Annotated in this window: 21 protein-coding genes; 11 read left to right on the plus strand and 10 right to left on the minus strand. The window is 75.5% G+C overall.

Annotated features, from left to right (window positions below; all coding sequences use genetic code 11):
• Positions 1–58 precede the first annotated feature (58 nt).
• Positions 59–1,024: a patatin-like phospholipase family protein gene (locus tag ACYVKY_RS11180; RefSeq protein ID WP_460435048.1), complete on the plus strand. Its 966-nt coding sequence runs from the start codon at positions 59–61 to the stop codon at positions 1,022–1,024.
• On the opposite strand, the gene ACYVKY_RS11185 is transcribed toward ACYVKY_RS11180, so the two are convergent.
• The 3 genes from ACYVKY_RS11185 to ACYVKY_RS11195 form a co-directional block, all read right to left on the minus strand.
• Positions 1,006–1,389, minus strand: coding sequence for a VOC family protein (locus ACYVKY_RS11185; RefSeq protein ID WP_460435049.1), 384 nt, complete (start codon positions 1,387–1,389; stop codon positions 1,006–1,008). The genes ACYVKY_RS11180 and ACYVKY_RS11185 overlap by 19 nt on opposite strands.
• 42 nt (positions 1,390–1,431) lie before the next feature.
• Positions 1,432–2,232, minus strand: coding sequence for an MBL fold metallo-hydrolase (locus tag ACYVKY_RS11190; protein ID WP_460435050.1), 801 nt, complete (start codon positions 2,230–2,232; stop codon positions 1,432–1,434).
• Between the two features lie 98 nt (positions 2,233–2,330).
• Entirely contained in the window at positions 2,331–4,310 is a 1,980-nt protein-coding gene (locus tag ACYVKY_RS11195) for a GON domain-containing protein (protein WP_460435051.1), read from the minus strand.
• A 213-nt stretch (positions 4,311–4,523) separates the two neighbouring features.
• On the opposite strand from ACYVKY_RS11195, the gene ACYVKY_RS11200 reads away from it, so the two are divergent.
• Positions 4,524–5,264, plus strand: coding sequence for an SAM-dependent methyltransferase (locus tag ACYVKY_RS11200; RefSeq protein WP_460435052.1), 741 nt, complete (start codon positions 4,524–4,526; stop codon positions 5,262–5,264).
• Between the two features lie 28 nt (positions 5,265–5,292).
• Here the strand turns inward: ACYVKY_RS11200 and ACYVKY_RS11205 are convergent, their stop codons facing one another.
• Together ACYVKY_RS11205 and ACYVKY_RS11210 are read right to left on the minus strand one after the other, a co-directional pair.
• On the minus strand, positions 5,293–5,547 hold the full coding sequence (locus tag ACYVKY_RS11205) for a hypothetical protein (protein ID WP_460435053.1): 255 nt from the start codon (positions 5,545–5,547) through the stop codon (positions 5,293–5,295).
• 75 nt (positions 5,548–5,622) lie between these two features.
• On the minus strand, positions 5,623–6,327 hold the full coding sequence (locus tag ACYVKY_RS11210; protein WP_460435054.1) for a class I SAM-dependent methyltransferase: 705 nt from the start codon (positions 6,325–6,327) through the stop codon (positions 5,623–5,625).
• An 88-nt stretch (positions 6,328–6,415) separates the two neighbouring features.
• On the opposite strand from ACYVKY_RS11210, the gene ACYVKY_RS11215 reads away from it, so the two are divergent.
• Positions 6,416–7,444 carry an adenosine deaminase family protein gene (locus ACYVKY_RS11215; RefSeq protein ID WP_460435055.1) on the plus strand — a complete coding sequence of 343 codons (1,029 nt, stop codon included), beginning with the start codon at positions 6,416–6,418 and terminating at the stop codon, positions 7,442–7,444.
• Positions 7,445–7,473: 29 nt separating this feature from the next.
• Positions 7,474–7,902 (plus strand): NAD(+)--rifampin ADP-ribosyltransferase, encoded by a 429-nt coding sequence (gene arr / locus ACYVKY_RS11220; protein WP_460435079.1) that lies wholly within the window; start codon positions 7,474–7,476, stop codon positions 7,900–7,902.
• Positions 7,903–7,910: 8 nt separating this feature from the next.
• Here the strand turns inward: arr and ACYVKY_RS11225 are convergent, their stop codons facing one another.
• On the minus strand, positions 7,911–8,498 hold the full coding sequence (locus tag ACYVKY_RS11225; RefSeq protein WP_460435056.1) for a M15 family metallopeptidase: 588 nt from the start codon (positions 8,496–8,498) through the stop codon (positions 7,911–7,913).
• Between the two features lie 180 nt (positions 8,499–8,678).
• On the opposite strand from ACYVKY_RS11225, the gene ACYVKY_RS11230 reads away from it, so the two are divergent.
• A complete protein-coding gene (locus tag ACYVKY_RS11230; protein ID WP_460435057.1) occupies positions 8,679–10,067 on the plus strand; it encodes a hypothetical protein in 1,389 nt (462 codons plus the stop codon).
• 9 nt (positions 10,068–10,076) lie between these two features.
• Here the strand turns inward: ACYVKY_RS11230 and ACYVKY_RS11235 are convergent, their stop codons facing one another.
• Positions 10,077–10,619, minus strand: coding sequence for an NADAR family protein (locus ACYVKY_RS11235; RefSeq protein ID WP_460435058.1), 543 nt, complete (start codon positions 10,617–10,619; stop codon positions 10,077–10,079).
• Between the two features lie 87 nt (positions 10,620–10,706).
• On the opposite strand from ACYVKY_RS11235, the gene ACYVKY_RS11240 reads away from it, so the two are divergent.
• A complete protein-coding gene (locus ACYVKY_RS11240) occupies positions 10,707–11,552 on the plus strand; it encodes an RNA methyltransferase (protein ID WP_460435059.1) in 846 nt (281 codons plus the stop codon).
• Here the strand turns inward: ACYVKY_RS11240 and ACYVKY_RS11245 are convergent.
• Positions 11,549–11,944, minus strand: coding sequence for a RidA family protein (locus ACYVKY_RS11245; RefSeq protein WP_460435080.1), 396 nt, complete (start codon positions 11,942–11,944; stop codon positions 11,549–11,551). The genes ACYVKY_RS11240 and ACYVKY_RS11245 overlap by 4 nt on opposite strands.
• Before the next feature lie 108 nt (positions 11,945–12,052).
• Here ACYVKY_RS11245 and ACYVKY_RS11250 point away from each other — a divergent pair, with 108 nt between their 5' ends.
• The 3 genes from ACYVKY_RS11250 to ACYVKY_RS11260 are packed head-to-tail and all read left to right on the plus strand — an operon-like array spanning position 12,053 to position 14,848.
• A complete protein-coding gene (locus ACYVKY_RS11250; protein ID WP_460435060.1) occupies positions 12,053–13,027 on the plus strand; it encodes a helix-turn-helix transcriptional regulator in 975 nt (324 codons plus the stop codon).
• 26 nt (positions 13,028–13,053) lie between these two features.
• Positions 13,054–14,205: a DUF3500 domain-containing protein gene (locus tag ACYVKY_RS11255; RefSeq protein WP_460435061.1), complete on the plus strand. Its 1,152-nt coding sequence runs from the start codon at positions 13,054–13,056 to the stop codon at positions 14,203–14,205.
• 43 nt (positions 14,206–14,248) lie between these two features.
• A complete protein-coding gene (locus tag ACYVKY_RS11260) occupies positions 14,249–14,848 on the plus strand; it encodes a hypothetical protein (protein WP_460435062.1) in 600 nt (199 codons plus the stop codon).
• Between the two features lie 14 nt (positions 14,849–14,862).
• Here ACYVKY_RS11260 and ACYVKY_RS11265 read toward each other — a convergent pair whose 3' ends face one another.
• Positions 14,863–15,366, minus strand: a complete 504-nt coding sequence (locus ACYVKY_RS11265) for a DinB family protein (protein WP_460435063.1) — start codon at positions 15,364–15,366, stop codon at positions 14,863–14,865.
• A 38-nt stretch (positions 15,367–15,404) separates the two neighbouring features.
• Between ACYVKY_RS11265 and ACYVKY_RS11270 the strand changes: the two genes are divergently transcribed.
• Positions 15,405–16,082, plus strand: coding sequence for an HAD family hydrolase (locus ACYVKY_RS11270; protein WP_460435064.1), 678 nt, complete (start codon positions 15,405–15,407; stop codon positions 16,080–16,082).
• Between the two features lie 37 nt (positions 16,083–16,119).
• Here ACYVKY_RS11270 and ACYVKY_RS11275 read toward each other — a convergent pair whose 3' ends face one another.
• Positions 16,120–17,028 (minus strand): glucose 1-dehydrogenase, encoded by a 909-nt coding sequence (locus tag ACYVKY_RS11275; RefSeq protein WP_460435065.1) that lies wholly within the window; start codon positions 17,026–17,028, stop codon positions 16,120–16,122.
• Positions 17,029–17,148: 120 nt separating this feature from the next.
• On the opposite strand from ACYVKY_RS11275, the gene ACYVKY_RS11280 reads away from it, so the two are divergent.
• A partial coding sequence (locus ACYVKY_RS11280; protein ID WP_460435066.1) for a serine/threonine-protein kinase occupies positions 17,149–19,095 on the plus strand: 1,947 nt, incomplete at its 3' end.

The following is a 19,095-nucleotide window of genomic DNA, read 5'->3' on the forward strand; positions in this document are numbered from 1 at the left end:
GCGACCGCACCGGCCTGACCTGCCGGGGGTGCCACCCGTCCAGCGAGAGGCACCCGCCATGACCACCACGCCGTTCGGCACCACCCTGCTCGTCCGTCCCGACGGGACGATCCCCTTCCTGCCCGGCCCGCCCCGCGACCGCGCCCTCGTGCTCGGCGGCGGAGGGTCCGCCGGCAACGCCTGGGAGATCGGCCTGCTCGCCGGCCTCCTCGCGGCCGGGGTCGACGTCACCCGGCCCGACCTCACCGTCGGCACCTCGGCCGGCGCCACCGTCGCGGCGCAGCTCGCGGACGCCGGTCCGGCCGAGCTGCTCGACGCCGTCCTCACGACCGTCCCGCCCGCGCGCACCGACCGACCCGCGACCCGCCCCACGGGTTCCGGCGGCTCGGTCACCGACCACCTCGACCGGTTCCGGCGGATCATCGCCAAGTCGGCCGACGCCGCCGAGATGCGCTCCCGCACAGGCGTGCTCGCGCTCGAGGCGCGCGACCACACCGACCGCTGGCGAGCGACCGTGGCGGCGCGGTTCACCGCCAGGCACTGGCCGGAGCGGCTCGTCCTGCTGACCGCCGTCGACGCCACGACCGGTACCCCGGTGGTGCTCGACCGCGACAGCGGCGTCGACCTGGTCGACGCGGTCGCCGCCAGCACCTCGGGAGGCGGGTCGGCCTTCCGCACCGGCGGGCTGGCGCTCGTCGACGGCGGGTACCGGCGGAACGAGAACGCCGACCTCGCAGCCGGTTCCGCCCGGGTGCTGGTGCTGTCACCGCTCGGGGGCCGGTCGCTGCACCCGCCGGCGTGGGGCATGGACCTCGACCGGCAGGTCGAGGAGCTGCGGGCCGGGGGCGCCGACGTGCGGACGGTCGTGCCCGACGAGACCTCGCTCGCGGCGATGGGGACGAACCTGATGGACGTCTCGACGCGACCGGCGGTCGCCCGGGCCGCTGCGAAGCAGGGACGCGCGGAGGCCTGGCGGCTCACCGCGTGGTGGCGTGGCGAGGGTGCTCAGGTGCTGGGGGAGTAGCGCGTCAGGACGCAGAACTCGTTGCCCTCGGGGTCGGCCAGCACCGCCCAGCCCTCGTCCGGCCCGTTGCGCCGGTCGGCGACGAGCGTGGCACCGAGCCCGAGCAGCCGGTCGACCTCGTCCTCGCGGGAGCGGTCGGTCGGCCGTAGGCAGAAGTGCAGCCGGTTCTTCACCGTCTTGGGCTCGGGCACGCGCAGGAACAGGATCTCGCGGTCGTCCGGGCCGACGAGCCAGCACTCCTCGGCGTCCGGGCCCATCTCGTCGTCCTCGACGAACCGGTGGTCGTCGAGCACCTGGGCCCACCAGCGCACCTGGGCCCACGGGTCGGCGGCGTCGATGCAGAAGTTCGAGGTGCGGGAGGCCATGGTCGCGATCCTGTCCCATCAGCGGCCCGGTGGCGCGTGGATTCAGCCGCGCCCGAACCGGGCCACCTGGCCGTCGTGGATGCCGGTCGTCCACTCCCACCCGGGCTCGGGCGAGGTGAGGCGAGGGTCGTCGGGCGTCCGCCCGTCGCGCAGGGCGAGCAGGTACGCGCGGTCGAGCTCGATCCGCGCACGCACCTCGGCGTCCCGCGCCACCGAGCCGTGGCCGGGCACGAGGACGTCGACCTCGTCCGCGACGGCCGCCAGGGCGTCGAGGCCGACGAGGTGGTGCTCGAGCGCGTCCGGGCCGTCGTCGAGCATCGGCACGAACACGTCCGAGAGCATGTCGCCGGCGACCAGTACCCGGGCGTCCTCGACGACCAGGGCGGCGTGGCCCACGGCGTGCGCGGGGTGCTCGACGACCCGCACCCGCGGGCCGTCCCATGGCACGTGGGTCGCACCGGGCGGCAGCGCGTCCACCAGGCCGAAGGGCTCGACCGGCGTCGCGTCCGCGATCTCCGGCGGCAGCCCCTCGACGAACCTGGTGCGCCAGCCCGGGTCGGCCCGCAGGTCGTGCAGGAACGCGGCGCAGGCGGCCGTGCCGTACCGCGGCGCGGCGCCGAGGGCGGGGTGCCAGAGCGCGTGGTCCCAGTCCGGGTGGGTCGCGAACCCGGCCACCGCGGGGGCACCCAGGGCGTCGAGGTCGGAGGCGAGGCAGCGCAGCTCCGCGTCCGTGACGCCGGCGTCGACGACGAGCGAGCCGGACGGCCCTACCACGACGACGGCGTTGTTGCGCAGCAGCTCGCTGCGGTGCACGTGCACGCCGTCCGTCACCTGGGTCAGCACGCTGCCTCCTGCGGGTCCACGACGCGGGCGGTCCGCGGTCGCAGGGATGGACCTCGCACTCGGCCGCGACTCATCGGTGCGCCGCCGCCGCCGTCGCGTCAGCGCGAGGCGGGCCGCCGCCGCGACACCAGGGTCAGCGCACCGCCACCGCCGAGCAGCAGCGCGGCAGCAGCGGCCAGGGCGGCCACCTCACCGCCCGTGCGCGGCAGCGTCTGCGCGGCCCGGGTCACCACGGCCCGCGCGACGACGGTCGGCTGCGCGACGACGGCCGCCACGGGCGCCGGCACCGGGACGGGCACCACGGTGCCCGGCAGCACGGGTACCGGGACGACCGCCTCCTGCACCGAGAGCACGACCGGGTCGGTCACGACCGTGCCGCCCGGGTTCTCCAGCACCGCGCGGACGAGGAGCCCGTCGAGCGCGGTGCCGGCGGCCGCGAACACCACGGCGTCGTCCGTCGCGCCGTCGACGTCGGTCCAGGCCGCGCCGTCGGTCGAGGTCTGCCACTGGATGCTCGGCACCGGGTCGCCGTCGACCTCGACGGCGAAGGTCGCGTCGTCGCCCTCGACCACCGTGACCGGTGCCGGGGCGGTGACGACGACGGGCGCCAGCGCGTCGACGGTGAGCAGCGCCGGGGCCGAGAAGACCTCGCCGGCGGCGTTGGTCGCCGCCGCGCGGAAGGAGAGCTGGAAGGGCAGGTACGGCACGTCCGGCAGCGCGAGCTCGGTGCCGGTGTACGGGATGTCCGTCCAGCCGGACAGGCCGGCGATCTCCACCTGCCACCGCACCGCCGGCGCCGGGTCACCGGTCGCGACGACCGAGAACCGCGCCTCGCCGCCGGCGGTGATGGTCAGGTCCTGCGGGTCCGTCAGCGTCGGCAGCGAGGCGTCGACCGTGAGCTCGGCCGGTGCGCTGGTGTCCGACCCGGCCTCGTTGGTGGCGACCACGCGTACCAGCAGGCCGTCGTCGGCGGTCGTGAGGCCGGGCAGGTCGAGCGCCGCGGCGGTGGCGCCGGCGACGGGGGACCAGGTGGTGCCGTCGCGCGAGGTCTCCCACTGCAGGGTCGGGGCGGGGTCGCCGGTGGCCGTGACGGCGAAGTGCGCGGTGCCGCCGGAGGAGACCGACGTGGCGACCGGGTCGGTGACCTGCGGGGCTGCCGCCGCGACCAACAGGGTGGCGGCGCCGGTCGTGTCGCTGCCCTCGTCGTTGGTGAACACGGCGCGCACGCGCAGCCCGTCCATCGACCGCGTGACGGCGGGCAGCGTGAGCGTCTCGCCACCGGCGCCCGGGACGTCGGTCCAGGTGGTGGCGTCGGGCGAGGTCTGCCAGACGACGGTGGTGCCGGGGCCGCCGGTCGCCGCCGCCGTGAACACCGCGTCCGAGCCGGACGCGACCGAGGTGTCGCTCGGCGAGGTGCTCACAACCGGCTCCACCGCGGCGATCCAGGTGAGCTCGTAGGGAGCCCGCACGGCCAGGCCGCCGCAGTCGCCCCGGGCGTTCGGCGAGGACAGCACCTGGCCGCCGTCGGAGCTCGAGACGTCGCCGTGCCCCAGCCAGCCGGTGCTCTCCAGCGCGCCGGGGCCGACCGCGAACGGCGTGCCGCGCAGGTCGATGTTGAACGGGCCGGGCGCGAACCCGCAGCCGCTGCCGCTGCCGTAGGCGATCGCCGCCAGCCCGTCGGTGGTCGAGCTGAAGCGTGCGTCGCCCGGGCGGAAGGTGAACGGGGCGCCGACGCCGGTCGGCAGGTTCAGGCCGATCCGGGTCCAGTGCGTCTGCACGAACGGCGCCCAGTTGTTGTTGGAGGACGACGCGTTCACGCCGGGGCCGCCGCGCTGCAGGGTCAGGTACTCGACGGGCGCGGTGGCCATGTCGGCGCACCAGACGCTCAGCGTCCGCCCGTACGAGGTGATCGTGTACTCGCCGTCGGGGGCACCCGGGTTCGCCGCCCGGACGTCGGCGCAGCTCGCGTGCGGGCTCGGAGCGGCTGCGGCGGGCGCCAGCACGACGACCGGGGCGAGCAGCAGGACGGCGGCGACGGCGGACGCGCCGAGCCGGGAACGACGTGGTGCGCGGGACATGGAGGTTCCGTCCTGGTTCGGTGGGCCAACCGCCGGTGGGCGGGCTCCGTGCCCCATCGACCCGGTTCGGTGCGGGCTGGAGCGCTGTGCGACGTTTCATCCGTCTGCCGCAGTCCCAGCGCCTCCGGGCGCTGTACCGATAATGAGCATTATGTCATTACGCGGTTCGCGCCCCCGGCACCCTGGTCCCCCGATCCGGCTAGCGTCGACGTGATGGAGCGCTCCGAGATCTTCGACGTCGCCCACCGCCGCCACCCGATCGCCGCGCCGTTGTCGCGCGGACGCGTGCGGGAGCTGCTGGACTGGCTGCGTCTCGGCGACGGCGCCCGCGCGCTCGACCTCGGGTGCGGCGAGGGCGAATGGCTGCAGGAGCTGCTGCTGGCCCGACCCGGCCTGGTGGGCGTCGGGGTCGACCACATGCTCCCGGCCACGGCCGCCCGGCGGACGTCCGACCGAGGCCTGGACGACCGCGTCCGCTGGGTCGAGGCCGACGCGTCCGGTTGGAGCGACGGGCCGTTCGACGTGGTGCTGTGCATCGGCGCGAGCCACGCCTTCGGTCGGCTCGACGACATGCTCCGGGCGGTGCGGCGGCACCTGCGGCCCGGTGGTCAGGCCGTGATCGGCGACAGCATCTGGGAGGCGGGCCCCTCGCCGGCGACGCTGGACGCGCTGGACCTGCCGGCTGACGCCTACCCGGGCCTGTTCGGCTTCGTGCAGGCCCTGCAGTCGCACGGGTTCGAGCCGACCGCCGGGCACGTCAGCACGCTCACCGAGTGGGACGACTACCAGCTCAGCTGGAGCGGCTCCCTCGTCGACTGGGCCGTGCACGAGGCCGTCTCGGACAGGGACCGCGCGCAGGTGCTCGAGGTCGCGCGCGAGCACCGGGACGCGTGGGTGGGTGCGGCGCGCGGCGAGCTGGGGTTCGCCACGTTCGTCGTCCACGACCTCGCCTGAGCCCCGGTGCCGCCGAGCGAGGACGGGGTCAGCGGTTCGCCGGGTCGACCACGACGCCGAGCAGGCAGCCGAGCACCACGCTGAGGAAGACGCCGTACATCCCGTACAGGCGCACGCGGGAGTCCTGCTCGTCCTCGTTGCGGATGTGCTGGTAGCGACGCTGCCGGCTGTACAGCAGGCGCCACTGCGACCGCGGGTGGACGAGCCCCCACAGCGACAGCAGCAGGATGATGCCGACCGGGAGCAGTCGCCAGAACAGGCTCTCCGGTGGATCTCCGTACACGACGACGCACCCCGCTCCCCCTCGAACCGCCTCCCCCGACGGATCCGTGGCCGCACCCTACCCGCACGCCCGACGTCAGGACGGCGTCCGCACCAGCACGGCGTCGAGCTCGATCACGCGCAGCGACGCGGCGTCGAACGAGACCGGGTACAGGCCCGCGAGCGACCAGCCGGCGGCGCCGGTCTCGGCGAGGTGCTCGTCCATGGTGGGGACGCCGTCGTAGATCGGCAGGCACGCCACCTCGGTGAGGACGGCGACCACCGGTCCCCCGGGCTGCACCAGCCGTCCCGCCCCGCGGAACGCCTCGAGGTCGTGACCCTGGGTGTCGAGCTTCAGCAGCACCCGCGAGGCACCCGAGGCGATCTCGTCCCAGAGCGCGTCGAGGCGGCGGACGGCGACCGTCTCGGCTCGGGTACGTCCGAGCTGCTCCTTCCACGACCGTCCGAAGGCGGACGCGTCGCGCAGCGACCCGAGCTCGGACTCGTCGTCGACGGCGTGCAGCTCGGCGTCCGACGCCGTCGACCCGAGCGCCTCCGCCCGCACCGACCACGCGTCGTCGGAGGCCGCGACGCGCTCGAGCTCGGCGCGCGGCTGCGACGCCGGCTCGAACGACACCAGCGGCCCCGTGTACCCCGTCTCCCGCACGGCGAGCCCGAACTGGCCGCGGTTGGCGCCCACGTCGAGCACGAGGTCGACGTCGAGGGCGTCGAGCAGCCACGCCAGGTGGGTGTCCCGGGCTCGTCCGCACAGCTCGCGTTGCCGCACCAGCGCACTCGTCACGACCAGCATCCTGCCGGTCGACGCGCGGACCGTCGCGCCGATAGCCGCCCCGTGGACGAGCGGGTGCCGGTCCTGCACAGTTCTCCCCGTGGACGACTTCATCGCCGGCCTGCCCAAGGCGGAGCTGCACGTGCACCACGTCGGTTCCGCGTCGCCCCGGATCGTGTCCGAGCTGGCCGAGCGCCACCCCGGCACCGTGCCGAGCGACCCCGACGAGCTCAGCCGCTTCTTCGCCTTCCGCGACTTCGCGCACTTCATCGAGGTCTACCTGGCCGTCGTCGACCTGGTGCGCACCCCGGAGGACATCCGCTACCTGACCTACGAGATCGCGCGCGAGATGGCCGCCGGGCAGCGGCTCCGGTACGTCGAGCTGACCTGCACCCCCTACACCTCCGTGCGGCCGGACGAGGACGGTGTGGGCATGCCGATCGAGGCGTACACCGAGGCCATCGAGGACGCGCGCGTCGCCGTCGAGCGCGACCTCGGTCTGGTGATGCGCTGGATCTACGACATCCCGGGTGAGGCGGGACTGCCCTCGGCCGACGCCACCCTCGACTACGCGCTCCACCACGCACCCGACGGCCTGGTCGGGTTCGGGCTGGGCGGGCCCGAGATCGGTGTCCCCCGGCCGCAGTTCGCGCCGCACTTCGACGCCGCCCGCGCCGCCGGGCTGCACAGCGTCCCCCACGCCGGTGAGACCACCGGACCCGAGACCGTCTGGGACGCGTTGCGGCTGCTCGGCGCCGAGCGGATCGGCCACGGCACGACCGCGGTCCAGGACCCCGTACTGCTGTCGCACCTCGCGGAGCACCGCGTCCCGCTGGAGGTGTGCCCGTCGTCGAACCTCGCGACCCGCGCCGTCGCCACCCTCGACGCGCACCCGATCCGCGCGTTCCGCGACGCCGGCGTGGTCGTCACCGTCAACTCCGACGACCCGCCGATGTTCGGCACGACGCTGAACCGCGAGTACGCCATCGCGGCCGACCTGCTCGCGCTCGACCGCGACGGCGTCGCCGACCTCGCCCGCACCGCGGTGCGCTGCTCCTTCGCCGACGACGCGACCAAGGCGCGCGTGCTCGGCGAGATCGACTCGTACGTGCGCGAGTTCGGCTCGTGAGCGGCGACGACGCAGCGGCCGACCCGCCGGTGACCCTCGACAGCTGCGACGCGGTCCCGGGTCCGTTCTTCCACGGCACCGCCGCCACCCTGCCGGTCGGCACGCAGATCGTCCCGGGCCGGCGGTCGCACTTCCGTCCGGACAAGCCGCTGCGCCACGTGTACTTCAGCTCGCTCGTCGAGACGGCCGCGTGGGGGGCCGAGCTCGCGGCGGCACTCACCACCGGCGACCGCGGCCACGTCTACGTCGTGGAACCGCGCGGTGCCTTCGAGGACGACCCGAACGTCACCGACAAGCGGTTCCCGGGCAACCCGACCCGCTCCTTCCGGTCGCAGGAGGCGCTGGTCGTCGTCGGCGAGGTGACCGACTGGGAGGGACACGAGCCGGAGGTGCTGCAGCGGATGCTCGACGGCCTCGCTGCGATGCAGGCCGAGGGACGCGACACGATCGTGGACTGACTCCCCCGTCACGACGTGCCGTCGGCACGTGGTGGTGGGCAGGTGCCGCCCGGGTCGACGAGCGGCTCGTAGTGCCAGATCTCGTTGGCGTAGACCTGGCAGAGCCCGAAGCGCGAGCCGTGCCGCGCCATCCAGTACGCCGCGTCGGTCGGGCCGACGTCGACCGCGAGCCCGGACACGTGGGCGGAGGTGTCCGGTGTCGCGACCCACCGCGCCGCCTCCTGCGGGCTGCCGTACCTGACCACGGCCTCGTCCAGGAGCTGCTGCTGGTAGGCGCGGCTCCGCCAGCCGCTGGTCACCTCGACCACGATCCCGTCGTCCTGTGCGGCCTCGGCGGCGGCCCGGAGCGCGTCGAGCAGCCCGGGGTCGAGCCGCGCCACGGCCGGGACGTCGGCGTCGACGCCCACCCGCCCGCCGTCGAGGTCACCGCCCTCTGCTCCCAGCGCCGCGTCGGACGGCGTCGTGCTCGTGCCGGCTGGTGGCGCCGCCCGCATCGCACCGTCGTCCTGCACGACCGATGCCCGGTCCGGACTGCTGCACCCGCCGGCGACGAGCAGCACGGCGACGAGGGCGGTGACGAGGTGCGAGGTGTTCACAGGACACGAGCCTCGTCGTGCGGGTGGGGGCCACGGATCGTCCGCAGGTGCCGGGCACCTCGCCTCTGGTACCGCGCCGCCGGCACGCCCGTCGTCCACAGCCTGCCGGTCCCGGGGTCGTCGTCCACAGCCGGTTCGGACGCGAAACCCTTTGTCAGTGCTCGGGTCTAGTGTCGGTGCATGAGGTCGGACGACGACGCGGGCACCCTGGTCGGCGACCTGCGCGCGCACTGCCTGACCGACTTCGCCCGCGACGCGGCCAGGTTGCGGCTGGTCGACGCGATCACCCGCGACGTGCACGCGACCGAGTCGTGGCAGATCGGGTTGCCGGTGCTGGTGGGTGCGGCGCGTGACGGGGTGGTCGGGGTGCACGACCTGCACGCCATCTCGACCGACGAGGTCGCCGCCGCGACCGGGCTGGCGCGGTGGCACGCGTCCCGCGAGGTCGACGCCGCCGCCCGGCTCTGCGGTCCGCTGGTGCTGACGCTGGCGGCGCTGGAGGCCGGCCGGATCGACGGCGTCCGCGCCCGGGTGCTGGCGTGGGAGACCGAGGGACTGCCGCACGACCTCGCCCGACAGGTCGAGACCGAGGTGCTCGACACGCTGCCGACCGCGCCGCTGCAGGGGAACGGGCCGGTCGGGCCCTGGGACGGCCCGCAGCCGAAGACGTTCACCAACCGGGTCCGCAAGGCGGTGGCTCGAGTCCGCACCGACCACGACGAGCAGGTGCGCCGCGACGTCCGCGAACGCACCGGCACCTGGGTCGAGGTCGACCCCGGCAACCCGGCGATCGCGACGCTGACCGTGACCGGTCCGATCGAGCAGGTCGTCGCCATCGCCGACGCGGTCCAGGGCGCTGCCCGTGCCCTGAGCACGGACGAGCTCGGTGACCGCACGCTCGGGATGGCCGAGGTCGACGCGTTGGAGGCAGCGGTGCTCGACGGCGCACCCGTGCGCGGTGGCTCACGTCGCGAGCTCGGGGTGGTGCTGCACGTCGACACCCTCCTCGGCGGCGGCGACGCAGCAGACGCACCCGGTGAGGTCCGCGGTGTCGGCGCACCGGTGCACTGCACCGCCGCCATCGCACGCGTCGCCGCCGGTGACCTGCTCGACCGCGGCGCATCCACGTGCGTGCTGCTCACCGACGACACCGGCCACCTCACCCGCCTCGTCCGCCTCGGCGCCGCACCAGCGAGCGGGTGGACGCGCGCCGCGCTGGTCGCCGCGACACGCAAGGCGCTACTAGTCGGCCCACGGCACACCACGAGCGGCTACACCCCGACCGTCGAGATCGACCAGACCGTCCGCGCCCGCGACCCGGTCTGCACCTTCCCCGGCTGCGGCGTCCCGGCCGCCCGGTGCGACCTCGACCACCAGGTGCCGCACCCGCGCGGCCCCACGTCCGTCGCCAACCTCTCGCCGCGTAGCCGCCGCTGCCACCGCTGGAAGACCGCCGGCCTCTGGCGCGTGTCCGCGCGCCTCGACCCGGCCGGCCACGTCGTCGCCCACCACTGGACCAGCCCCCTCGGCACCCACCAGGTCGTCGAGGTCGAACCCCTGCCCGGGTAGAGGTCCGCCTTAGGCCAGGGTGGCCGAGATCCGTTCCCGCGCAGCCATCAGCGCGAAGCCGAGCCGGTTCGTCCCCGGCCAGCGGCTGGGCACGCGGGCGTCCGGGTGGTCCGCAGCCAGTCCTGTCCCCCAGACCGCGTCGACCGGACTCGCCTCGACCAGCACCGCAGGCGCGGTGCCGAGCAGGTACGACGACAGCAGCTCCGAGCTGGTGAACTTCGCGACCGACCCGGCGACGACCGCCTCGTCGGCCTCGTCCGCCCACCGGTGGCTGTCGAACCCACGCACACCGCGACCGGCCGCCTTGGCGCGCCGCGGGTCGTCCGACGCCAGCACCTGGGCCAGCGCCTCGTCGTCGCCGAACAGGCGAGCCTTCGCGGCCATCATCCAGTGCTCCGCCGTGGCGTAGCGCACACCGTCGACGGTGAACGGTGTCGGGTACCACTGCGAGAGCAGCCACGGTCCGGCCCCCTCCCCCGTGTGCCCCCAGAACAGCAGCAGCGGCGGCAGCTCGTCCCGCCGCTCGAGGTCGACCAGGTCCGCGACGTCCATGCCGCCACCCTCGCACCCAGGACGACCTCGCGCACCCGAATTCTTGTCTGCCAGACGATGGCGCGGCGCACCGCCTAGAGTCACACCATGTCCCCGGCGCTGCAGCAGGTCAGCACCCGCAACGCGCGCTTCCAGCAGTGGCAGGCGCTGCTCACCAACCGCACGAAGCGGCAGCGGCTCCGAGCGTTCGTCGTGCAGGGCGTCCGTCCGGTGACCGTCGCGCTCGAGCACGGCTGGCAGGTCGAGGCGGTGCTGGTCGACGGCAGCCGGCGGCTGTCGCGCTGGGCGCAGGACGTGCTGGCCACGGCGGGCGGCGAGCACATCGCCCTGAGCAGCGAGCTGATGGCCGAGCTCGGCGAGAAGACCGACGACGCACCGGAGCTCCTCGTGGTGCTCGCCATCCCCGACGACGACCTGGAGCGCGTCCCCGTCCCGCGCGACTTCCTGGGCGTGGTCTTCGACCGCCCCACCAGCCCGGGCAACCTCGGGTCGGTCATCCGGTCGGCGGACGCGTTCGGCGCGCACGGCGTCGTCGTCGCGGGACACGCCGCCGACCCCTACGACAGCGCCGCGGTGCGGGCCAGCACCGGCTCGCTGTTCGGCGTGCCGACGGTGCGGGTCCCCGCCCCGGCCACGGTCCTCGACTGGGTCGACCGCTACCGCGCAGCCGGCGTCCCGGTGCAGGTGGTCGGCACCGACGAGCGCGGCGAGGCCGACGTGTCCGACGCCGACCTCACCGCGCCCACGCTGCTGCTCGTCGGCAACGAGACCACAGGGTTGAGCGCCGCCTGGCGCGACGCCGTCGACCTGACCGTGCGCATCCCGATGGCCGGCTCGGCCAGCTCGCTCAACGCCGCCAACGCGGCGAGCGTCGTGCTGTACGAGGCGGTTCGGCAGCGCCGGTCCGCGTCAGGCGGCGCACCACCCGGCTAGGCGACCGCCGTCCCCGACAGCTCGACGAGCTGTCCGGGCACGGCGAGGCGGGTCACCCCCAGCACGGTCGTCGCCGGCCGCGAGCCCGCGGCCGCCAGCCGCGAGGCGAGCACCCCGTACTCCCCCATCAGGCGGTCGACGTCGGTGCAGTACACATCCAGCCGCACCAGGTCGCCGAGCGCCATGCCACCCCCCGCCAGCACCGCCTCGAGGTTGTCCAGGCCGAGCGCCAGCTGCGCGGCGAGGTCGTCCTCGTGCCGCGGCGTGCCCTCGGCGTCCATCGCCGTCTGGCCCGAGCAGTGCAGCGTCCGCGTCCCGCCCTGCACGAGCATTCCCTGGTCGAACCCCAGCGCCAGCGACCAGCTCACCGGGTTGACCGCCGTCTTCTCCACCGTCACGTCCGCTCCTCCGTGTCAGAGGCCGTGCCTGTCGCCCGACCGTCCTCCGAGGGAAGCGGTGATTCACGACACCCTGTGTCAGGTATGTCGTACCTTCTGCCCATGCGCGCGGACCGGCTCGTCTCGCTGGTGCTGCTGCTGCGTCAGCGCGGACGCCTGACCGCCGACCAGCTCGCCCGTGAGCTCGAGGTCTCGACCCGCACCGTGCTGCGCGACGTGGAGGCGCTGTCCGCCGCCGGCGTGCCCGTCTACGCCGAGCGCGGGCGGTACGGCGGGTTCGCGCTGCTGCCCGGGTTCCGCACCGAGCTCACCGGGCTCACCACCGACGAGACCCTCGCCCTGCTCACAGCCGGCGCACGCGGGTCCACGGCGTCGCTCGGCCCGGCCACCGCCCTGGCGGCGGCCCGCCGCAAGGTGCTCGACGCGCTCCCCGAGGCGCAGCGGCTGGCCGCCGAGGCCTCGTCGCGCCGCCTGCTCGTCGAGCCCGAGACCGACCTGCTCTCGCGCCGGGCGGCCGTCGAGGACGTCCCGGCCGACGTGGCGCAGACGGTCCGCGCCGCCGTGCTCGAGGGCCGCCGGCTGCGGATGCTGTACGCGGCCGCCGGCCAGGACCCGCGGTGGCGCACAGTCGACCCCGTTGGCCTGGTCGGCGTCCGCGACCGCACGTACCTGCTCGCCGGACGGTCGGGCGCCGACCGCACCTACCGGCTCTCCCGTGTCGTCGCCGCCGAGCGGCTGGACGAGCCCGCGCAGCGCTGCGACGACGTCGACCTGGCGACGCTCTGGCGCACCCGCTGCGAGCAGTTCCTCTCGGACGGCCACGTCGTGGTCGACGTGCGCGTGCGCGGCCACCGCCGCGACGAGCTGCTGGCGTCGGCGGTCGCCGTCCGGGCGGAGACGCCGTCCGCGGACGGCTGGCTGCACCTGCAGGTGACCTACCAGGACGACCGGCACGCGGTCTGGGCGGCGTGGCAGCTCGGCGACGACGCCGAGGTGCTCTCGCCGCCGTCCGTGCGGAGCGCGCTGCACGACCGCGCCGCGGCGCTCGCGCGGCGCTACCGCGACGACCCCGCGTAGCCCCCGGCCGCGGGTACGGTGCGGACGTGGAGGACGTCGTTCCCGGCACGGCACGGCGCGCGGTCGCCGACAGGATGGCCGAGGCGGCGCTGGCGTGGCTGCACCTGCTCGACGAGGACCAGCGGGCCCTCGGTCGCGGCGCCGCGCCCGCCGACGACGGCGCGGACGACGAGCGCCGACGCTGGTTCTACACCCCGACCGACCACGGCGGCCTGTCGGTGCACCAGCAGCGGCCGGCCCAGCAGCGCGCCGCCCTGCGCCTGGTCGCCACCGGCCTGTCGACGGCGGGCTACGTCACCGTCGCCACCACGATGGGGCTGGAGAACGTGCTCGACCACGTGGAGGGCTTCCGCGCCCGCCTCGACCGGGAGCGCGGACGCGACCCCGGTCTGTACTACCTGCGGGTGTTCGGCGACCCCGGTGGCACGCGACCGTGGGGCTGGCGCTTCGGCGGGCACCACGTGTCGCTCAACAACCTGGTCGTCGGCGGCGAGCTCGTCTCCACCACACCGTGCTTCGTCGGCGCCGACCCGGCGTCGGCTCCGCTGCTCGGCGGCGCCACCAGCCGTCCGCTCGGTGCCGTCGAGGACCTCGCCCGCGACCTCGTCCGCTCGCTGCCGGACGACCTGGCCGCGCGGGCGCTGCTGCGCCCGCGCGCGCCGTCCGACCTGGTCACCGGCAACCGCACCCGCGTCGCAACCGGCGACCGCGTCATCCCCCTGGTCCGGCTCTGGCGCAGCCGGTTCGCCGACCCCGACGAGCAGCAGCGGCTGCAAGCGGCCAGCGACTCCCTCGACGACGCAGCGGGTCTCAGCGACGACGACCACACCGTCCTCGCCTGGACGGCGGAGCCCAAGGGTGTCGCCGGACGCGAGCTCGACGCGTCGCAGCGCGGACAGCTGCGCGACCTGCTCGGCGCGTACCTCGGCCGCGTGCCCGACGAGGTCTCGCCCCTCGCCCGCTACGACGACGCCGCGCTCGACGAGGTGCACCTCGCCTGGGCGGGCCCGACCGAGCCGGGGCGGCCGCACTACTACCGCCTGCAGGGGCCGCGCCTGCTCGCCGAGTGGGACAACACCCAGCGCGGCGCGAACCACGCGCACTCGGTGTGGCGCGACCCCGTGTCGGACTTCGGTCTCGACGTGCTCGCCGCGCACCGCGCGCGCCACCACGCCTGAGCGACGTCCCACCCGGCGCGGCGCGAGGTGCCAGGCTTGGGGGGTGGACCAGACCCGCGCTGCGACGCTGCGCCGCCTGCTCACGGGAACCCCGCTGCTCGAGCGAGCCGTGGCGTTCGGGTCGGGGCTGCGCACGACCTCGACGGCCGGAGGCCTCCTGCTGGTCGGCACCCCTGACGACGAGCCGTGGCACCTGGCGGCGCACCTCGGTGACGACGCCCGGCGCGCGGGCCTGCCCGAGCTGGTACCCATCCTGGTCCGGCACCGGGTGCCGCCGGGCGCGCGTCCGCACCTCGCCGTCGGGCTCGACCGGCTCGCCGAGGCGGGACGGTCCTCGACGCTGCTCGTCGTCGCCCCCGACGACCCCGGCGAGCAGCTGCTCGAACGCCTCGCCGACGCCCGCCGACGGGGCACGACGCTGTTCGCGCTGCACCAGGGCGAGACCGAGGTCGCCGGTCTCGCCCACGAGGAGCTCGACGTGCCCGCCGTCCCCCTCGGCGGCCGGGCGCCGGCACCCGAGCTGCTCGACGGCAGCCGCTCGCTCGAGGTGGTGCAGCACCTGGTGAGCGCGACGGCGACCGACCTGCGACCGGCCCGCGCGTCGCGGCTGGGTGCGCTCCGGAGCTGGCTGGCGCGCGACTGAGGTCAGGGCTGACGTCAGGGCGGCGGCCCCGGCGAGGCCAGTACCTGCTCGCGCAGGATGTCGGCGTGACCGGCGTGCTGCGCCAGCTCGCCCAGCACGTGCAGCAGCACCCACCGCAGCGGCAGCGGGCCGCGGCGGTTGCCCGGCAGCTCGTGGTCGAGGCCGAGGTCGGCGACCGCGGCGCGCGAGGCCGCCCAGGCGTCGCGGTGCGCCTGCTGCACCGACGCCACCGTGTCGTCGTCGGTCAGCGCGAACGACTCGTCGACGGTCTGCGGGATGCCGATCTCGGCGCGCGATCGCCCGGTGACCGCCTCGTCGAACCAGACCCGCTCGACGAACGTCACGTGCTTGACCAGCCCGAGCAGCGTCGTCGCGGACGGCACCAGCGACCGACGCGCCTGCTCCTCGGAGAGCCCGTCCAGGCTGTGCTGCAACGACTCCCGGTGGCGTTCGACGAACGCGTCCAGCTGGTGCCGCAGCGGGTCGTGGGTGCCGGCGTGCGCGTGGTGGGGGGCCATGGTCGCGATCGTCGCACGACGCCGTAGGTTCGGGAGCCATGCCCGCTCCCCCGCCCCAGGCCGTCCTGTTCGACTGCGACGGCGTCCTCGTCGACTCCGAGCCGATCACCAACGGCGTCCTGCGCGCGATGCTGCTCGAGCTGGGCTGGGACCTCACCGCGGAGGAGTCGGTCCGCCGCTTCGTCGGCAAGGCGCTCAAGGACGAGGTGCACGTCATCGAGGAGCACACCGGCGTCCGCCCTGACGAGGCCTGGCTCCAGACGTTCCGGACGCGCCGCAACGCGGCGCTGGAGCGCGACCTGGTCGAGGTGCCCGGCGCGTCGGCGACGGTGCGCGCGGTCGCGGCCGCGCTCGGACGCGTGGCGTGCGCGTCCGGTGCCGACCTGCACAAGGTGCACCTGCAGCTGACGAAGGTCGGCCTGCTCGACGCCTTCGACGGCCACGTGCACAGCGGCATGGACACCCCGCGCAGCAAGCCGTGGCCGGACGTCTACCTCGCTGCGGCAGCAGGTCTCGGCGTCGACCCGGCGCGCTGCGTCGTCGTCGAGGACTCCGTGACCGGGGTCCGCGCCGGCGTCGACGCGGGCGCCCGCGTCGTCGGCTACAGCCCCGGCGGGGCCGCGCACACCCCGGCCGACGCGCTGCTCGCGGCGGGTGCCGACGTGGTCGTCACGCAGATGCCCGACCTGCTGCCGCTCGTCCTCCTCGACGCCTGAGGCGGCGGGCCCGACCCGAGCCGGGCGTGCCCGGTCGTCACGGTGTCGGGGAGCCCCCGGTGACCGCGAGGGTGGCACCGGTCGTGTAGCTCGACTCCGCCGACGCGAGGTGCACGTAGGTCGCCGCGATCTCGGCCGGCTGGCCGGCCCGGCCCAGCGGTGCCTGCGCGCCGAACTCGGGACGCGCCTCGGGCGGCTGGCCGCCCGACACCTGCAGCGGCGTCCAGAACGGGCCGGGCGCCACGACGTTCACCCGGATCCCCTTGGGCGCGAGCTGCTGCGCGAGGGCCTTGGAGTAGGTGTTGATCGCCGCCTTCGTCGTGGCGTAGTCGAGCAGGTTCGGGGAGGGCGTGTACGCCTGCACCGAGGAGGTCGTGATGATGCTGGTGCCCGGCGCCATGTGCGGCACGGCCGCCTTGGTGAGCCAGAACAGCGCGTAGACGTTGGTCCTCAGGGTCTGGTCGAACTGCTCGGAGCTCAGGTCGGCGATCTCGTCGACCGCCGTCTGCTTGCCGGCGTTGACCACCAGCACGTCGACGCGGCCGAAGGCGGCGACGGTGCGCTCCACCAGGTCGAGGTTCGCCTGCTCGTGCGACAGGTCGCCGGGGACGGCGAGCGCGCGGCGACCGGCGTCCTCGACCAGCGCCACCACCTCCTGCGCGTCGGCCTCCTCGTCCGGCAGGTACGACAGCACCACGTCGGCGCCCTCGCGCGCGAACGCGATGGCAGCGGCACGCCCGATGCCGGAGTCGCCGCCGGTGACGACCGCGACCCGGTCCACCAACCGTCCCGCACCCACGTAGGTGTCCTCGCCGTGGTCCGGCTGCGGCGTCATCTCCCGGGCCAGGCCTGGTGCGTCCTGGTCCTGCGGCGGCTGCTCGGGCCGCGGGTAGGCGGTGCGGGGGTCGCGAGGCGTGTACTGGGTCACGGTGGTGTCGTCGCTCATGCCTCCACCCTGCGGTCCGCCCGTGCCGGGGGCGACTCGGGGGAGAGTGCGGACGTCGGTCACCTGCCCGAAGGCGAACCGGACGCGACCCGGCCGCCGGGGCGTGCGAGGCTGCGGGACGTGCTCGACCCCGCTGCCGCCGTCCGCGCGTCCGTCAGCCCCGGTCTGCGGATGGCGCTGCAGCTCGGGCGCGAGCGCGCCCACCACGCCGGCCTGCGCAACGTCGCTCCACCCGCGATGCTGCTCGGGCTGCTGTCGGTGCTCGAGCCGGGCGACCTGCGCCGCGCGCTCGCGTGGCAGGAGCCGCCGCCGGACGTCGACCACCTCCGACTCGAGCTGGGCCGCCTGGACTCCGCGGTGCGCCGCAGCGGCCACGACCCGGAGCGTCTGCGCGCGCACCTGGCGGCGCAGCTCGCGGCGCCCGCGCCGGTCCCGGGGGCGCCGCCTCCACCGGCCCTGCGACCGCACACGCACTGCACCCTCTGGTACGGCGAGGCGCACGACCTGGCCGCCGCCGACCCGCGCGCCACCGCGGGCACCGAGCTCCACCACCTGTGGCGGGGCCTGCTCGCCCACCCCGAGGGCTCGGTGCACCGCGCCCTCGAGGCCGTCGGTCCCGGCGTGCGCGAGGCGCTCGACCTGCTCGACGCGCCCGGTGCGACGTGGGAGGTCGGCGAGGTCGTCTCCGACGCGTCCGGCAGCTTCGAGGTGCTGGACGTCATCACGGCCGGGGCCCAGGGCCTGGTGTACCGGGTGCGCCACCGCGAGTGGGACCGCGAGCTGGCGGTCAAGGCGCCCCGGCTCGAGCAGCTCACCGAGGACTCCCTGCTCGCCTTCCTCGACGAGGCCCGCACCTGGGTCGCGCTGCCGCCGCACCCGCACGTGGTCGGTGCCCTGGTCGCCCGCACCTACCGGGGTCTGCCCCGCGTGGTGGCCGAGTGGGTCGACGGCGGCAGCCTGGCCGACGCGATGGCGTCCGGGCGGCTGTACGACGGCGACGAGCCCACCGCGCTCGCCCGGGTGCTCGACGTCGCGATCCAGACCGCCTGGGGCCTGCACCACGCGCACGAGCACTCGCTGGTGCACCAGGACGTCAAGCCCGCCAACGTCATGCTGCGTCGCGACGGCACGGCGCTGGTCACCGACCTCGGCATGGCCCGCGCCCGGGTGCGCGCCGCAGGGCTGCCCGCCGACCTGGCCGCGCTGGCGCCGGGCGCCACCACGGTGGCGGGCCTGTCGGGCTACACGCCCCTGTACTGCTCGCCCGAGCAGGCCCACGGCCTGGACGGCCGCGGGCCGGGCCTGGTCACGCGGGCCACGGACGTGTGGTCGTGGGCCGTCACGGTGCTCGAGACCGTCGTCGGGAAGGTGCCGACCCGCCTCGGCCCGGACGCCCGCGCCACCCTCGACGGCTGCCGTCGCCGGCTCGGCCGCACGCGCACCGCCGTCCCGCTCCCCCGGCCGCTGGCCGACCTGCTCGACCGCGCCCTCGACCCCGACCCCGGGACGCGACCGCGCGACCTGGGTGCGCTGGCGGCCGAGCTCGTCGCCCTCCACACGGAGGTCGTCGGCCTCCCGTACCCCCGCCGCGCCCCGCGCGCCGGTGCACCCGACCTGGACGCCCTCGTGCACCAGGGTCTGGCGATGCACGAGCTCGGGCTGCACGGCGTCGCCGTCGGGCTCTGGGAGGAGGTGCTGGCGAGCGACCCGTCCCACCCGTTCGCGGCGTACGACCGCGCGCTGTCGCGCTGGCGCTCGGGCCTGGTCGACGACCTGCAGGTGCTGCGCGAGCTCGTCGCGGCCCGCGCGAGCGACCCGGCGCACCCCGACGATCCCGTGCACGACCTGCTCGACGGCCTGGTGGCGCTCGAGCGCGGTGACGGGGCACGGGCGCGGCTGCTGCTGGGGACCGTCGCGGCGCGGCTGCCGGGCAGCTCCGCGGCCCGCACGGCGGAGGAGCTCGCGCTGCGCTGGGCGCCGAACCCGCAGCCGGACGCCGCGACCCAGCTCGACGCCGCCGCGGTGACCTCGATCGCGGTGCGCGACGGCGGGACGGTGGCGGCCGCC

The sequence above is a fragment of the Angustibacter speluncae genome (assembly GCF_054777815.1).

Bases quoted from the DNA above. Each gene is read 5' to 3' on its own strand.
- ACYVKY_RS11270 (WP_460435064.1), top strand. From the start codon at position 15,405: ATGCCCGCTCCCCCGCCCCAGGCCGTCCTGTTCGACTGCGACGGCGTC.
- ACYVKY_RS11195 (WP_460435051.1), bottom strand. From the start codon at position 4,310: ATGTCCCGCGCACCACGTCGTTCCCGGCTCGGCGCGTCCGCCGTCGCC.
- ACYVKY_RS11265 (WP_460435063.1), bottom strand. From the start codon at position 15,366: ATGGCCCCCCACCACGCGCACGCCGGCACCCACGACCCGCTGCGGCAC.
- ACYVKY_RS11180 (WP_460435048.1), top strand. From the start codon at position 59: ATGACCACCACGCCGTTCGGCACCACCCTGCTCGTCCGTCCCGACGGG.
- ACYVKY_RS11235 (WP_460435058.1), bottom strand. From the start codon at position 10,619: ATGGACGTCGCGGACCTGGTCGACCTCGAGCGGCGGGACGAGCTGCCG.
- ACYVKY_RS11240 (WP_460435059.1), top strand. From the start codon at position 10,707: ATGTCCCCGGCGCTGCAGCAGGTCAGCACCCGCAACGCGCGCTTCCAG.
- ACYVKY_RS11275 (WP_460435065.1), bottom strand. From the start codon at position 17,028: ATGAGCGACGACACCACCGTGACCCAGTACACGCCTCGCGACCCCCGC.
- ACYVKY_RS11230 (WP_460435057.1), top strand. From the start codon at position 8,679: ATGAGGTCGGACGACGACGCGGGCACCCTGGTCGGCGACCTGCGCGCG.
- ACYVKY_RS11250 (WP_460435060.1), top strand. From the start codon at position 12,053: ATGCGCGCGGACCGGCTCGTCTCGCTGGTGCTGCTGCTGCGTCAGCGC.
- ACYVKY_RS11185 (WP_460435049.1), bottom strand. From the start codon at position 1,389: ATGGCCTCCCGCACCTCGAACTTCTGCATCGACGCCGCCGACCCGTGG.
- ACYVKY_RS11200 (WP_460435052.1), top strand. From the start codon at position 4,524: ATGGAGCGCTCCGAGATCTTCGACGTCGCCCACCGCCGCCACCCGATC.